The 15,063-nt window shown below is 71.0% G+C and carries 12 protein-coding genes; 5 read left to right on the top strand and 7 right to left on the bottom strand.

The features are described 5' to 3' along the window. Positions 1-6: 6 nt before the first annotated feature. From IE134_RS12940 to IE134_RS12920, 5 genes are all read right to left on the bottom strand, one after another. A complete protein-coding gene (locus IE134_RS12940; RefSeq protein ID WP_189430537.1) occupies positions 7-759 on the bottom strand; it encodes a (5-formylfuran-3-yl)methyl phosphate synthase in 753 nt (250 codons plus the stop codon). Between the two features lie 244 nt (positions 760-1,003). Continuing rightward, a complete protein-coding gene (gene araD, locus IE134_RS12935) occupies positions 1,004-1,717 on the bottom strand; it encodes an L-ribulose-5-phosphate 4-epimerase AraD (protein ID WP_030714454.1) in 714 nt (237 codons plus the stop codon). A gap of 50 nt (positions 1,718-1,767) precedes the next feature. Further along, positions 1,768-3,282, bottom strand: coding sequence for an L-arabinose isomerase (gene araA / locus IE134_RS12930; protein WP_030714452.1), 1,515 nt, complete (start codon positions 3,280-3,282; stop codon positions 1,768-1,770). A 98-nt stretch (positions 3,283-3,380) separates the two neighbouring features. Beyond that, complete coding sequence (gene araB / locus IE134_RS12925; RefSeq protein WP_189430535.1) at positions 3,381-5,117, bottom strand: ribulokinase; 1,737 nt, start codon at positions 5,115-5,117, stop codon at positions 3,381-3,383. 338 nt (positions 5,118-5,455) lie between these two features. Continuing rightward, a complete protein-coding gene (locus IE134_RS12920) occupies positions 5,456-6,502 on the bottom strand; it encodes a LacI family DNA-binding transcriptional regulator (RefSeq protein ID WP_030714447.1) in 1,047 nt (348 codons plus the stop codon). A 278-nt stretch (positions 6,503-6,780) separates the two neighbouring features. On the opposite strand from IE134_RS12920, the gene chvE reads away from it, so the two are divergent. From chvE to IE134_RS12895, 5 genes are all read left to right on the top strand, one after another. Next, positions 6,781-7,890: a multiple monosaccharide ABC transporter substrate-binding protein gene (gene chvE / locus IE134_RS12915; RefSeq protein WP_189430533.1), complete on the top strand. Its 1,110-nt coding sequence runs from the start codon at positions 6,781-6,783 to the stop codon at positions 7,888-7,890. Further along, the gene (gene mmsA / locus IE134_RS12910; protein WP_373296816.1) at positions 7,887-9,521 is read left to right on the top strand and encodes a multiple monosaccharide ABC transporter ATP-binding protein; all 1,635 of its coding nucleotides are present in this window, start codon (positions 7,887-7,889) and stop codon (positions 9,519-9,521) included. Before chvE ends, mmsA begins: the two co-directional genes overlap by 4 nt. Further along, complete coding sequence (gene mmsB / locus IE134_RS12905) at positions 9,511-10,749, top strand: multiple monosaccharide ABC transporter permease (RefSeq protein WP_098018822.1); 1,239 nt, start codon at positions 9,511-9,513, stop codon at positions 10,747-10,749. The genes mmsA and mmsB overlap by 11 nt, the downstream gene beginning before the upstream one ends. A 261-nt stretch (positions 10,750-11,010) precedes the next feature. Then, entirely contained in the window at positions 11,011-11,463 is a 453-nt protein-coding gene (locus IE134_RS12900) for a VOC family protein (protein WP_189430531.1), read from the top strand. 49 nt (positions 11,464-11,512) lie between these two features. Then, the gene (locus IE134_RS12895; protein ID WP_189430529.1) at positions 11,513-13,480 is read left to right on the top strand and encodes an acyl-CoA dehydrogenase family protein; all 1,968 of its coding nucleotides are present in this window, start codon (positions 11,513-11,515) and stop codon (positions 13,478-13,480) included. Between the two features lie 72 nt (positions 13,481-13,552). Here the strand turns inward: IE134_RS12895 and IE134_RS12890 are convergent, their stop codons facing one another. Together IE134_RS12890 and IE134_RS12885 are read right to left on the bottom strand one after the other, a co-directional pair. After that, entirely contained in the window at positions 13,553-13,705 is a 153-nt protein-coding gene (locus IE134_RS12890) for an MFS transporter small subunit (protein ID WP_167393126.1), read from the bottom strand. Beyond that, a complete protein-coding gene (locus IE134_RS12885; RefSeq protein ID WP_030714430.1) occupies positions 13,674-15,023 on the bottom strand; it encodes an OFA family MFS transporter in 1,350 nt (449 codons plus the stop codon). Before IE134_RS12885 ends, IE134_RS12890 begins: the two co-directional genes overlap by 32 nt. Between the last annotated feature and the right edge of the window lie 40 nt (positions 15,024-15,063).

The raw sequence follows: 15,063 nt of genomic DNA, 5'->3' as shown, positions 1-15,063 counted from the left end.
CGGCGGTCAGCTCGCGGCCGGGGTCGCCGCGTGTTCCCGGGCGTGCCTGTCCATCTCCGCCCGGAACTCGGCCACCAACCGCGGCTGGATCCGCCCCGCGTTGCGGTCGCCCCCTTCGCAGACCGCCCCGCGTACGCCGACGATGTCCGTCCCGATCCGGGTCAGCAGGGCAAGATCCTCCTGCTTCACGCTGCCGGCGAGCGCGGCGAGCAGCCCGGCGTCGTGGGCCAGCCGGACGAACTCCCCGCAGGCCTCCGGCGGCACATGGTCGAACAGCCGGGTCCCGTCCTTGATCGCGGTGTCGAGCATCGCCGCGTCGGAGCCGGAGCGGCGGGCGATGTCGGGCAGCGCGAGCGGGCTCACACAGCCGATCCGGTGGGCGTCGGCATAGCCCGAGGCGACCACGAACGCGTCCGGCCGGAAGTCCTTGACGGCCCGGACCACTCCGCGCATCACCTCGATGGCCTGGTCGGGCGTCGTGCACCCGTAGAGACCGACCTTGATGTAGGTGGCTCCGGAGACCGCCGCGCCGAGCGCCGCCTGCGCCACTGTGCCGGGCTTGTACGGGACATCCCCGACCGTCGCCGACACCGGCTTGTCCGACGGGACCGCCCCGCGGATCTCCCGGATGACCCAGGGGAAGTTCGCGCCGAGCGAGCCCTCGTCGGGCTTCTTCACATCGACGATGTCGAGATGGTCCGCCGCCTTCGCGCACGCGAGGGCTTCCTCGACGCCGTCCGGGGAGATGAGCAGCAGCAACGTGGATTCCTTCCACCGCTGACACCACGAGGGGTGTCGTGCCGATCAGGTCCGGATCATCGTCGCCGCGCCACCCGACCCCTCGGCAGGGCGCGAGGGAAGGCGAACGGGGCACTGCTCCGACACCCTCACGCCCCCCGCGGCGCGCCGTTCACCCCAGCCTCCGCCGGATCACGTACAGCCCGAAGTCCCGGAGCTACGACCCAGATCCCGGCACTGCGCCCGAAATCCCGCGCCCACCGGGTCATACGGCCCCGGGGTTGCCGTAATAGGCTCCCGCGCCGTGTTTACGGGTGAAGTGGCGGTCCAGCAGATGCTGAGGCGGCTGCGCTGCCCCCAGGGAGAGGGTGTGCAGCGCCATTTCCGCGACCGCCTCGCAGATCACCGCGTGCTCCAGCGAGGCGTCGGCGTCCGCGCCCCAGGTGAAGGGCCCGTGGTGTGCGACGAGGGCGGCGGGCACCGTCCGGGCCCGTTCGTCGTCGCCTTCGAGCAGCTCCACGATGACCTGCCCGGTGTTGAACTCGTAGTCGTCCGCGCACTGTTCGGCGCTGAGCGGTTCGGTGACCGGCACCGGGCCGTCGAAGGTGTCCGCGTGCGTCGTGCCGAGCACCGGGATCGGGCGGCGGGCCTGGGCGAAGGCCACGGCGTGCGGGGAGTGGGTGTGCGTGACCCCGCCGATCGACGGGAAGGCCCGGTACAGGCTCCGGTGGGTCTCGGTGTCCGTCGAGGGGCGCAGATCCCCCTCGACCACCCGGCCGTCGTCCAGGGCGACGACGACGAGATTTTCCTCGCTCAGCCGGTCGTACGGCACCCCCGACGGCTTGATGACGAACACGCCGGCCTCCCGGTCGACCCCGCTCACGTTGCCCCAGGTCAGGGTGGCCAGACCCGCCTGGGGGATGCGCAGATTGGCGGCCAGGACCTCGCCGCGCAGCGACGCGAAAGCGGAGCGGGACATGGCGGTGCCTCCTGGCCGGGGTGGGGGAACGGTCGCTCGGACGGTGCCGCTCACAGGGCGTCGGCCAGTCGGTGGTAGGCCTGGTTCCAGCGCAGTTCCTGGGCGAACCGGCGTACGGTGGTGTCCGCGTCGATGAACGCGAGTTCCACGGCCAGCATGTCGGCCAGATCCTCGAACTCCTCGCGGCCCAGGGCCGTGGTGAGCACCGTGTGATGCGGAGCCCCGGCGGTCAGCCACGCCTCCGTGGAGGTGCGCAGGTCGGGTTCCGGGCGCCACACCGCGCGGGCCACGGGCAGCCGGGGCAGCGGTTCGGGCGGCCCGACGACATCGATCCGGTTGGCGACCAGCCGGAAGCGGGAGCCCATGTCGGCAAGCCCCACGACGACTCCGGGGGCGGGGGCCGCGTCGAACACCAGGCGGACCGGGTCCTCACGCCCACCGATGCTCAGCGGGTGGATCTCGCAGGAGGGCGTGGTGGCGGCGAGGGACGGGCACACCTCCAGCATGTGCGCCCCGAGGACGAGCCCGCTGTCCGGCGCGAGGTCGTAGGTGTAGTCCTCCATGAACGAGGTGCCGCCCGGCAGCCCGTACGCCATGGCCTTCGTGGCCCGCAGGAGCGCCGAGGTCTTCCAGTCGCCCTCGCCCCCGAAGCCGTAGCCGTCGGCCATCAGCCGCTGGACCGCGAGGCCGGGCAACTGCCGCAGGCCGCCCAGGTCTTCGAAGTTGGTGGTGAACGCGTTGAAGCCGCCGCCGGTGAGGAAGCCGCGCAGTCCGGCCTCGATCCGGGCCGCGTACCGCAGGGACGCGTGACGCTCCTTGCCGGGGAGCAGCTCCGGAGTCAGCGTGTACCGGTCCGCGTACTCCTCGGTGAGCGCTGCGACGGCACTGTCGTCCACGGCGTCCACGGCCGCCACCAACTCGTTTACCCCGTAGGTGTTGACGGACGTGCCGAGCCTGAACTGGGCCTCGACCTTGTCGCCTTCGGTGACCGCGACATCCCGCATGTTGTCCCCGAAGCGGGCGAGGCGCAGCCGGGCGAACTCGGCGCGTCCGACGGCGGCCCGTGTCCAGGCCGCGATGCGGTGGGACACGTCGGGCGAGGAGACGTGCCCGGTCACGGTCTTGCGGGCGACGCCGATACGGGACTGGATGTGGCCGAACTCGCGGTCCCCGTGCGCCGCTTGGTTCAGGTTCATGAAGTCCATGTCGATCGTGGACCAGGGGAGGCGGCGGTTCGCCTGGGTGTGCAGATGAAGGAGGGGCTTCCGCAGGGAGGCGAGGCCGGTGATCCACATCTTGGCGGGGGAGAAGGTGTGCATCCAGGCGATGAGGCCGATGCAGCGGTCGTCCGCCTCGGCGTCCAGGCACATCCGGCGGATCGCGTCCGCCTCGGTCAGCACGGGCTTCCACACGATGCGGACGGCAGGACCGGCCGCGGCATCGGCGGCGATCGTCTCGCATATCTGCCGTGACTGGGCGGCCACTTGGGCGAGGGTGTCCTCGCCGTAGAGCGCCTGGCTGCCGGTCAGGAACCAGACTTCGCTGTCGGTGGGGGCGAGGGGCATGAAGACAACTCCCTGGTCGGGGTGCGGGGCAGCGTGTGGGTGGCGCGAGGTGCGCGGGGCGGTGTGTGGTGTGTGGTGTGGTGAGAGTGCGCTGGAGGTCAGCGCGCGGTCCCGTGGGCCCGGGCGCGGTTGCGGAGCCTGCGCAGCCGGTGCAGCAGGAGATCGCCGCCGGTGCCGAAGTGGTCGTGCAGCGCGCGGTATTCGGCGTACAGCTCGTCGTAGACGTCGGCGTTGTCCGGGTCGGGGAGATGGGCGTTCCGCTCGACGCCGCCCATGCGGGCGGCGGCCGCGCGGACGTCCGGGTACGCCCCGGCCGCCACCGCCGCGTGGATCGCCGAACCGAGTGCCGGGCCCTGGTCGGAGGTGGCGAGCGACACGGGGCGGCGCAGGACGTCGGCGTAGATCCGCATCAGCAGCGGGTTCCTCTTGAGCCCGCCCGCCGCGATGAACTCCGTGACGGGCACCCCGTGTTCCTCCAGGGTCTCGACGATGACGCGGGTGCCGAAGGCGGTCGCCTCCAGCAGGGCGCGGTAGACGTCCTCGGGGCGGGTGTCCAGGGTGAGGCCGACCAGCACCCCGGAGAGATGGTGGTCGACGAGCGGGGAGCGGTTGCCGTTCATCCAGTCGAGCGCGACCAGGCCGTGTGCCCCGACCGGCTGCGCGGCGCTGAGCCGGGACAGATGCTCGTGGAGGTCCTCGCCGGCCGCCTCGGCGGCGGCGCGGTAGTCGTCGGGCACGCCCTGGCGCAGCCACCAGGCGAAGATGTCGCCCACCCCGCTCTGCCCGGCCTCGTAGCCGTACGCGCCCGCCACGATGCCCCCGTCGACCACCCCGCAGACCCCGGGGACGTCGGCAAGCTCGTCGCTGTTGACGACATGGCAGGTGGAGGTGCCCATGATGGCGAGCAGGTGCCCGTTGTCCACCGCCCCGGCCGCCGGGGCCGTGACGTGGGCGTCGACGTTCCCCACCGCGACCGGGGTGCCCGGCCTGAGCCCGGTCAGGGCCGCGGCTTCGGCGGTCACGGTCCCGGCGCGGGAGCCGAGGGGGAGCAGCGGATGGTCGAGCCGGGTGGCGGGGAAGTCCGCGAAGTCCGGGTGAAGTCCGGCGAGATAGGCGGGCGAGGGGTAGGCGCCGTCCTGGTGGATGCCCTTGTAGCCCGCCGTGCACGTGTTGCGCGACTCGGTGCCGGTCAGCTGCCAGACGATCCAGTCGGCCGCCTCGATCCAGCGGGCGCAGGCGGCGTACACCTCCGGATCCTCTTCGAGGACCTGGAGCGCCTTCGCGTACTGCCACTCGGCGGAGATCCGGCCGCCGTACCGCCGGATCCAGGGCTCACCACGTCGGTGCGCCAGGGCGTTGATGCGGTCCGCCTGGTCCTGGGCCGCGTGGTGCTTCCAGAGCTTCGGCCAGGCGTGGGGGCGGTCCGCCCAGGCGGGCTGCTCAGCCAGCGGAACGCCGTCCGCCGTGGTCGGCAGCACCGTGCAGGAGGTGAAGTCGGTGCCGATGCCGATGACCTGGGACGGGTCGATGCCCGCCGCCGCGAGCGCCTCCGGTACGGCGGTACGGAGCGCCTCCCGCCAGTCGCGCGGGTCCTGGAGGGCCCAGTCCGGGGGCAGGGGGGTGTCCGAGCCCGGGAGGCTTCGGTCGATGACGCCGTTGCGGTAGGTGTGCACGGCGGAGCCGAGCTCCGCACCGTCGCGGACCCGGACCACGACGGCACGTGCCGAGAGCGTGCCGAAGTCGACGCCGACCGCGCAGGTGTCGGGCCGGCCGTCGAGAGGGCTGCCGGGAGAGCCGGCGGGAAGATCGCCGGGGGAATCGGGCTGAGGGGTCACGAGCGAGACTCTCTGCTGCGGGAGTGGATGCGGGGAGCGTCACCGCCCTCTGATTGTTAGCGCTCACAATCGCTGGAAGCAAGAGGCCCGGGCTTTCGGAGTGGCGTGAGCCGGGACTTCCTGGAGCGTGCCGTACTGATTCCGGGGCGGCGTACGGCACGGATTCCCGGAGCGATGTGCCGTACGGGTGCCGGAGTGCTGTGCGGATTCCGGGGCGACGTGGCGTCCGGGTGCCGGAGTGCTGTACGGATTCCGGGGCGACGTGGCGTCCGGGTGCCGGAGTGCTGTACGGATTCCCGGAGCGGCGTGCCGTACGAACACCCGGGGCGGCGTACGCCTCAGGCGCCGTCCTGCGAGCGGGTGCTCGCCCGGACGATGAGCTGGGGCTCCACCACGATGTGCTCCACGCCCGCCGCGGTGCCCTCGATGTGCTCCAGCAGCAGCTGGATGCTCCGGCGGCCGATGGCTGTGAAGTCCTGGCGCACGGTCGTCAGCGGGGGAGGGAAGAACCCCGCCTCGGGGATGTCGTCGAAACCCGCGACCGCCACCTGCCGCGGGGTGCGGATGCCCGCCTCCCGCAGCGCGCGCAGAACCCCCAGCGCCATCTGGTCGTTGGCGACGAAGGCCGCCGTCACCGGGGCCGCGCCCCGCCCCGCCAGGGCCAGCCCCGCCAGTTCCTGCCCCGCGTGGTAGCCGGACAGCGGACTCCAGTCGCCCCGCAGTACGCGCGGCGGGCGGATCCCGTGCTCCTCCAGCACGGCACGCCAGCCCTCGGTGCGCGCCGCGCTCTCCAGCCAGTCCTCGGGGCCGGCCACATGCCAGACCGTCTCGTGGCCGGTGGCCAGGAGGTGTTCGGTGACGAGGCGGGCGCCCAGCTCCTGGTCGAGGGAGACGCCGGGGATGTCGAGCCCGTGGCTGCCCTCCACCGTGACGACGGGAAACGGCGGGGTCAGCCGGGCGAGGGCCTGCACGCTGGAGCGCTGGGGGGTGATGGCGACGGCGCCCTCGACGCCCCAGGCCGCCAGATGGTCGAGCGCGTCCTCCAGTGCGTGGCCGCCGCCGGTGCGCAGGGTGACCGTCGAGACCAGGTACCCCTCGTCGCGCGCTGCTTCCTGCAGGCCGGCCAGGGTGCTCGCGGGGCCGTAGAGCGTCGGGTCGACCGCGATCACGCCGATGGTCCGCGAACGCCGGGTGACCAGCGCCCGGGCCGCGGAGTTGCGGCGGTAGCCGAGCCTTTCGATCGCGGCCGTCACCTGATCCCGGGTGGTGGTCCGGACGTTGGGATGGCCGCTGAGCACCCGGGACACGGTCTGGTGGGAGACCCCCGCCTCCCGGGCGACGTCCGCCATCGTCGGTGGGCGGAGGGCCTCGGTGGGGCGGGTCATGCCTTGCTTCCTCCGGACGACGGCCGCGGCCCGGCCCGGCCGCGGGACGCCCCGCGAGGGCGACGGGCCCACCTCGAATTCGAGAAACAGCTTAACGCCTCTTGCCCCCGACATGTGTGAGCGCTAACAATCCAGTGGCCGGTGGGCGGATCCCCGGTCGACGGAGCCCGCGAGCGCCGCGACGACGGGGGGCCCGTCGGCTTCTCACCCCTGCCCAGAGCCGCCCCGACGCTCCGCCCCCGGAGCCGCCCCAACGACGGGAATGCCAGGTAACGACCATGACGAACCGACGAGCCGCTCTTCCGCTCCTCGCCGCCTCGACCGCGTGCGCCCTGCTGCTGACCGCCTGCGGTCAGAACAGCGAGGGCGGAAGCCGTGAGAAGTCCGGCGACGAGGCCAGGACCATCGGCATCGCGATGCCGACCAAGTCGTCCGAACGCTGGATAGCCGACGGCAGGAACATGACGACCAGCCTGAAGAAGGCGGGCTTCCGGACCACCCTCCAGTACGGGGAGGACGACCCCGACCAGCAGGTCTCCCAGATCGAGAACATGATCACCCAGGGGGTGGACGCCCTGGTCATCGCCGCGATCAACGGCGAGGCCCTCTCCAACGTCCTCCAGCAGGCCGCCGACGCCGACATCCCCGTCATCTCCTACGACCGGCTGATCCTCGGCTCCGACCACGTCGACTACTACGCCTCGTTCGACAACGAGAAGGTCGGCGAGCTCCAGGCGGGCTACATCGTCGACAAGCTCGAACTGAAGGACCGGCCGGACGAGGGCCCCTTCAACATCGAGCTGTTCGCGGGGTCGAACGACGACAACAACACCAAATACTTCTTCAACGGCGCCATGAAGGTGCTGAAGCCCTACATCGACGACAAACGCCTCGTCGTCCGCTCCGGGCAGACCCGCCTCAACCAGGTCACCACCCTGCGCTGGGACGGCGGCACCGCCCAGAAGCGGATGGACGACCTCCTCACCTCGACGTACTCCAGTGCCCGCGTCGACGCGGTCCTCTCCCCGTACGACGGCATCTCCATCGGCATCCTGTCCGCTCTCAAGTCCGACGACTACGGCAGCTCCGCCAAGCCCCTGCCGGTCGTCACCGGCCAGGACGCGGAGGCCGCCTCCGTGAAGTCGATCATCGCGGGCGAGCAGACCCAGACCGTCTACAAGGACACCCGTGCCCTCGCCCAGGTGGCGTCGGACATGGTCGGAGCGGTCCTGGACGGGAAGGAGCCGGAGACCAACGACACCACGACGTACGACAACGGGAAGAAGGTCGTCCCCGCGCACCTGCTGCCGCCGGTCAGCGTGGACAAGTCCAACTACCGGTCGGTGCTCGTGGACTCGGGCTACCTGAAGGCCGAGGACCTGCGGTGACACCGAAGGCCCCGACCGCCGGCCCGGATCGGGACGCGGCCGACGGCCCCGTGCTCGACATGCGGGCCATCAGCAAGACGTTCTCCGGCGTGAAGGCGCTGAGCGAGGTGAACCTGCGGGTGCGCCGAGGTGAGGTCCACGCGCTGTGCGGCGAGAACGGCGCGGGCAAGTCCACGCTGATGAAGGTCCTCTCCGGCGTCCACCCGCACGGCAGTTACGAGGGAGAGATCCGCTACGAGGGCGAGGAGTGCCGGTTCCGCGACATCCGCGCCAGCGAGCGGTCCGGCATCGTGATCATCCATCAGGAGCTGGCCCTCGTCCCACAGCTCTCGATCGCCGAGAACATCTTCCTGGGCCACGAGCCCGCCCGGCGCGGCGTCATCACCTGGCCGGCGACCCTGCGCCGGGCCGCCGAACTCCTGCGCCGCGTAGGTCTTGAGGAACACCCGCAGACCCGGGTCGCCGACATCGGGGTGAGCAAGCAGCAACTTGTCGAGATCGCCAAGGCACTGGCCAAGGACGTCGGACTGCTGATCCTCGACGAACCGACCGCCGCGCTGAACGACGAGGACAGCGCCCAACTGCTGCGGCTCATCGACGAACTGAAGAACCAGGGCATCACCTCGATCATCATCTCGCACAAGCTGGGCGAGATCGCCCAGGTCGCCGACTCCGTCACCGTCCTCCGCGACGGCCGCACGGTGGAGACCCTCGACCTCAAGGACCCGGAGACCACGGAGGAGCGCATCATCCGTTCCATGGTGGGCCGCAGCCTCGACAGCCGCTTCCCCGACCGCACCCCCTGCGCGGCCCCGCCCGCCCCCGCCCCGGCCCTGGAGATCCGCGACTGGACCGTGGGGCACCCCGTCGACCACCAGCGCAAAGTCGTCGACGGGGTGTCGCTGCGGGTGGAACGCGGCGAGATCGTCGGCATCGCCGGGCTGATGGGCGCCGGCCGCACCGAACTCGCCATGAGCGTCTTCGGCCGCTCCTACGGGCGCTACCTCTCCGGAACGGTGCTCAGGGACGGGGCCGAGGCCCGGACCCGTACCGTGCCGGAGGCCGTCGACGCGGGCATCGCCTATGTGACGGAGGACCGCAAGCACTACGGCCTCGACCTCCAGGACTCCGTCAGCCGGAACATCTCCCTCGCCTCGCTGTCCCGGCTGGCCCGGCGCGGGGTGGTCGACGCCCACCAGGAGCGTGTCGTCGCCGAGGAGTTCCGCCGCACCATGAACATCCGGACCCGCACGGTCTTCGACCAGGTGGGCCGGCTGTCCGGCGGCAACCAGCAGAAGGTCGTCCTGAGCAAGTGGATCCTCGCCGGGCCCGAGGTCCTGATCCTGGACGAACCGACCCGGGGCGTCGACGTCGGCGCCAAGTACGAGATCTACACCGTGATCGACCGGCTCACGGCCGAGGGCAAGGCCGTCCTGATGATCTCGTCCGAGCTGCCCGAACTCCTCGGCATGTGCGACCGCGTCTACACGATGGCGGCCGGCCGGATCACCGGCGAGAGCGCCCGCGCCGAGGCCGACCAGGAGCTGCTGATGCGGTACATGACGCACGACCCCGCCGTCCCCGCGCCCCGGCACCCCGCACCCCACGAAGGACTCACCGATGAGCACTGACCTCAGCCCCACCCCTCCGGCCGCCGCGGACCCCGGGTCGCGCGGGGCCGCCCCGGCGGTGGCGCGCCTGCTGGTGGAGAGCGTCCGGCGCAACACCCGGCAGTACGGGATGCTGTTCGCGCTGGGACTCATCGTGCTGCTCTTCCAGATCTGGACGGGCGGCGACCTGCTCCTGCCGCGCAACGTCTCCAATCTCGTCCTGCAGAACAGCTACATCCTGATCCTCGCCATCGGCATGATGATCGTCATCATCTCCGGCCACATCGACCTCTCCGTGGGATCGCTGACGGCCCTGGTGGGCGCGGTCGCCGCGGTGCTGATGGTGGAGCACCAGCTCGCCTGGCCGCTCGCCGTGGTGGTGACCCTGCTGATCGGCGCGGCCGCGGGGGCGGTCCAGGGCTTCTTCATCGCGTACGTCGGCATCCCCTCGTTCATCGTCACGCTGGCCGGGATGCTGCTTTTCCGGGGGCTGACGGAGATCTTCCTGCGGGGACAGACCCTGGGCCCCTTCCCGGAGGGGCTGCAGAAGGTGGCGAACGGCTTCCTGCCGGAGGTCGGCCCCGTCACCAACTACCACAACCTGACCCTGCTGCTCGGCCTCGGAGTGATCGCCCTGGTGGTCAACCAGGAGATCCGCAACCGCGCCCGGCAGGCGGAGTTCGACCTGGCGCCCCTGCCGAAGAACCTCTTCGTCCTGAAACTCGTCGCCCTGATCGCCGCCATCACCGTCGCCACGCTCCTGCTCGCCAGCTACAAGGGCGCGCCCGTGGTCCTGATCGTCCTCGCTGTCCTGCTGGTCTGCTTCGGTTACGTGATGCGCAACGTGGTGGTGGGACGCCACGTGTACGCGATCGGCGGCAACCTGCCCGCGGCCAAGCTGTCGGGCGTCAAGGACCGCAAGGTGACCTTCGCGGTCTTCCTGAACATGGGGATGCTGGCGGCCCTGGCCGGGCTGGTGTTCGCGGCGCGGTTCAACGCGGCCTCGCCCAAGGCGGGCATCAACTTCGAGCTGGAGGCCATCGCCGCGGCCTTCATCGGAGGGGCGTCGATGAGCGGCGGTGTGGGCACGGTGCTGGGCGCCGTCATCGGCGGGCTGGTCCTCGGGGTACTCAACAACGGGATGAACCTGGTGGGCATCGGCACCGACTGGCAGCAGGTGATCAAGGGCCTGGCCCTGCTGGCCGCGGTCGGCTTCGACGTCTGGAACAAGCGCCGGGCGGGCTCCTGACCGGCGCCGGCCGTGATCGGGTCCGGCCCGACACGGTCCGGTCGGGGAGCAGGGCCCGGCGACGGACCGGGCGCGGCCGGGGCCGGAGCGCGGCCGGGGCCGGAGCGCGGCCGGGGAGTAGGGCCCGGTCGGGGGCCGGGCCTGCCCAAGGGGCAAGGCCCGTCAGCCCTCAGGTCCGGCCCGCTGATGATCGTCTTTCGGGGGACGGCCCGGTGGTCCACCATGGGAGGTACGTCGACATCCGTCTGGAGGCGTCACACCATGCGCCGTGAAGATCTCCCGGCACCGGCGTCGGGCCTGCTCCTCACCCACTTCCTCACCGTCGCGGACGTTCCCCGCGCACGCGCCTTCTACGCCGACGTCCTTGGCGGCGAAGTGGTCCTCGACGCGAACCCGTGCATCATCAAGCTCGCGAACAGCTGGCTGATCATGAACCCCGGTGGCGGCCCGACCCCCGACAAACCCGATGTCACGCTCCACCCGCCGACCGATCCCGGCACCGCGACCAGCTTCCTGAACATCCGCGTCGCCGACATCGAACGCTGCTACCGCGAGTGGAGTGCGAAGGGCGCCGAGTTCCTCACCCCGCCGATCGACCGCAAGGCCGAGATCCGCTGCTACCTGCGCGACCCGGACGGCTATCTCATCGAGGTCGGCCAGGCCACGGGGCTGCTCGAAGGCATCCTGGCCGATCCGCCCGCCGGACAGGGCTGACCGGGGCAGCGAACTGCTTGATCGTCTCCGGGCGGGGTAGCGAATCGGTATGACCACTGACAGAACATCGCCCGCGACCGGCGGGTACGTGCAGCCGGAGATCGACGTCCGGGCGCTGACCGAGGTGCTCGACGGCGAGTACGCCGAGGTCCGGGACCTGGTCCGGGCCAATCTGACGACGTACGCCTCGGTGCTGGACGAGGCCGACGAGCTCGACATCGACGCGTTCCGCGAGCGCGTGCGTGAGCTCGTGGTCGAGATGGCGGCGACGGGCCAGACCGGCATGGGCTTCCCGAAGCGGTACGGCGGAGGCGGCGACGTCGGTGCCTCGATCGCCGCGTTCGAGACGCTCGCCTTCGGCGATCTGTCGGTGCTGGTGAAGGTCGGGGTGCAGTTCGGGCTCTTCGGCGGCGCGATCCTGCATCTGGGGACCGAGCGCCACCACGACGCCCATCTCCCCGGCCTGATCACCGGGGAGCTGATGGGCTGCTTCGCGATGACGGAGACCGGGCACGGCTCCAACGTCCAGGCGCTCGGCACGGTCGCGCGCTACGACGTCGACGCCCAGGAGTTCGTCATCACCACCGAGGGCGACCAGGCGCGCAAGGACTACATCGGCAACGCGGCCCGCCACGGCGAACTGGCAGTCGTCTTCGCCCAGTTGGAAGTGGGCGGCGAGTCCCGGGGTGTGCACGCGTTCGTCGTGCCGATCCGGGTCGACGGCGAGGCCGCGCCCGGGGTCCACATCGAGGACGACGGCCGCAAGATGGGCCTCAACGGCGTGGACAACGGACGCCTCCGGTTCGACGGTGTGCGGGTGGATCGCGAGGCGCTGCTCAACCGCTTCGCCGACGTCACCCCGGAAGGCGTCTACGAGAGCACGATCGACAACCCCCACCGCCGCTTCTTCACCATGCTCGGCACCCTGGTGCAGGGCCGCGTCAGCGTCGGCGGCGCCGGGGTCAACGCCGCCAAGGTCGCCCTCGCGATCGCGACGAAGTACGCCCTGCGGCGACGCCAGTTCGCGGCCGGCCCCCAGAGGGAGGAGCAGCTGCTCCTCGACTACGGACTGCACCAGCGGCGTCTGCTGCCGCTCGTCGCCCGTACGTACGCACTGCACTTCGCCCAGGACGTCGTCCGCACCCAGCTCCACGACGTCTTCTCCGATCTGGAGGACGACGCGCAGGCGCGACGCCTGCTGGAGGCCCGGGCCGCCGGAACCAAGGCGCTCGCCACCTGGCACGCCACCCAGGTGATCCAGGAGTGCCGCGAGGCGTGCGGCGGCGCGGGCTATCTGGCCGTCAACCGGTTCGCCGCGCTCAAGGCCGACAGCGACATCTTCACCACCTTCGAGGGCGACAACCACGTCCTGCTCCAGCTCGTCGCCAAGGGCCTGCTCACCGACTACGCGAGCGAGTTCGAGGACCTGGACCAGCTGGGCATGGTCCGCTACGTCACCAACCTCGCCGTCGAGACGGTCATCGAGAAGACGTCGGCCCACAAGCTGCTCGAACGGGTCCGCGATCTGCTGCCGGGCGGCGACGAGTGGGACCAGGAGGCCGGACTGCTCGACTCGGAGTACCAGCTCGCCATGGTCCGCTACCGGGAGGAGCACATGCTCGCCGGGGTGGCCCGCAGGCTCAAGAGCGGCATCGACCGCAAGCGCGACGCGGGCGCCGTCTTCTCCGAGGTGCAGGACCATGTCATCGCCGTCGCCCGCGCCCATATGGAGCGGCTGGTGCTGGAGGCGTTCGTCGAGAAGATGCGTACGCTGCCCGACGGCGGCAACAAGGTCGCCCTGGGTTTGCTGTGCGACCTGTTCGCCCTGTCGACGATCGAGGCGGACCGCGCCTGGTTCATGGAGCACGGCCGGCTGACCGTCCAGCGCTCCAAGGCGATCACCCGTGAGGTGAACGACCTCTGCCGCAAGATCCGGCCCCTGGCCGGCGAACTCGTCGACGCCTGGGGGATTCCGGCCGCCATGCTGCGCGCCCCGGACCTGGTGGGCGGAGCCTGAAACCGGCGGTGACCGTGACCCCGGGCCCGTCGGGTCCGGGGTCGGCCGGGTCCGGGGTCGGCCAGTGGTCCGTCAGCCGGTGAACAACTGGGTGGCCTTGCGGATCAGTTCGTACAGCCCGTAGGCGAGCGGGGCGCCCACCCACAGCCAGGTGAAGGCGATCAGCGGCCGCCGGTCCTTCCCGGTGGAGACGTCAGGCGGACTCTGACTGCTGCTGTCGGACATCGGGCGCTCCCTTCTGCGCGGTGACGTCGCCGAGGTGGTGCGACGGGTGGACCGGGCGGACCAGTTCGTTGGCCACGAAGCCGATGACGAGCAGGCCCATCATGATGAGGAGGGACGTCCCGTACAGATCCGCGCCGTCCTTCCCGGCCTCCTCCTGCCGGTCGGCGATCCAGTTCACGATGAGTGGCCCGAGGACCCCGGCGGTGGACCAGGCGGTGAGCAGACGGCCGTGGATCGCGCCCACCTGGTACGTGCCGAACAGGTCCTTCAGATAGGCGGGGATCGTCGCGAAGCCGCCGCCGTAGAAGGAGAGGATGACCAGCGCGCACAGCACGAACAGCGGCTTGGACGAGTCTCCCACCAGGGCGATGAGCGCGTACATGAGCGTGCCCGCACCGAGATAGACGCGGTAGATGTTCTTGCGCCCGATCAGGTCGGAGGTCGAGGACCAGCCGATCCGGCCGGCCATGTTGGCCGCGGACAGCAGGGCGACGAACCCGGCGGCCGCGGTCACCGACACGGGCGTCGAGGTGTCCGCGAAGAAGTCCGTGATCATCGGCGCGGCCTTCTCCAGGATCCCGATGCCGGCCGTCACGTTCATGCAGAGCACGACCCACAGCAGCCAGAACTGCGGGGTGCGCAGCGCCTGACGCGCCGACACCTGCGGCCCGGCGGCGGTGGCGGGGCTGCCGTCCGCCCGCTGCTCCTCCGTACGCGGGCGCGGCACCCGTACCAGCAGGACGCCGAGCAGCATGAAGACCGCGTAGGACAGTCCGTGCACCAGGAAGGCGAGGGCGATGCCCTTGCTGTCGCTGCCGAAGGACTCCAGCATCTGCGCCGACCAGGGCGAGGCGATCAGCGCACCGCCGCCGAACCCCATGATGGCGATGCCCGTGGCCATGCCAGGGCGGTCGGGGAACCACTTGATGAGCGTCGACACGGGCGAGATGTAGCCGATGCCGAGACCGATGCCCCCGACGAAGCCGTACCCCAGGACGATCAGCCAGAACTGCTGGGTCGCCGCGCCGAGCGCGGAGATCAGGAAGCCGGAGGAGAAGCAGACGAGGGCGACGGTCATGGCCCATCGGGGCCCGCGCCGCTCGACGAGCGTGCCGCCGAAGGCGGCGGAGAGGCCGAGCATGACGATGCCGAGCTGGAAGGGCAGGGCGCTCTGCGTGCCGCTGAGGCCGAGCGCGTCCTCCAGCGGGGGCTTGAACACGGACCAGGCGTAGGCCTGGCCGATGGAGAGGTGGATCGAGAGGGCGGCGGGCGGTACCAGCCAGCGACTCCAGCCCACGGGGGCGATGGGGGGACTCATGGGTCCCTCACCGTAGTGACGGGTGATCCTGTTGAGAAGA

Origin of the sequence: Streptomyces rubiginosohelvolus, assembly GCF_014649875.1 — a bacterium.
GTDB lineage: Bacteria > Actinomycetota > Actinomycetes > Streptomycetales > Streptomycetaceae > Streptomyces > Streptomyces rubiginosohelvolus.
Note: the sequence above shows the minus strand (reverse complement) of the source record. Positions and strands in the feature narration are given on the sequence as shown.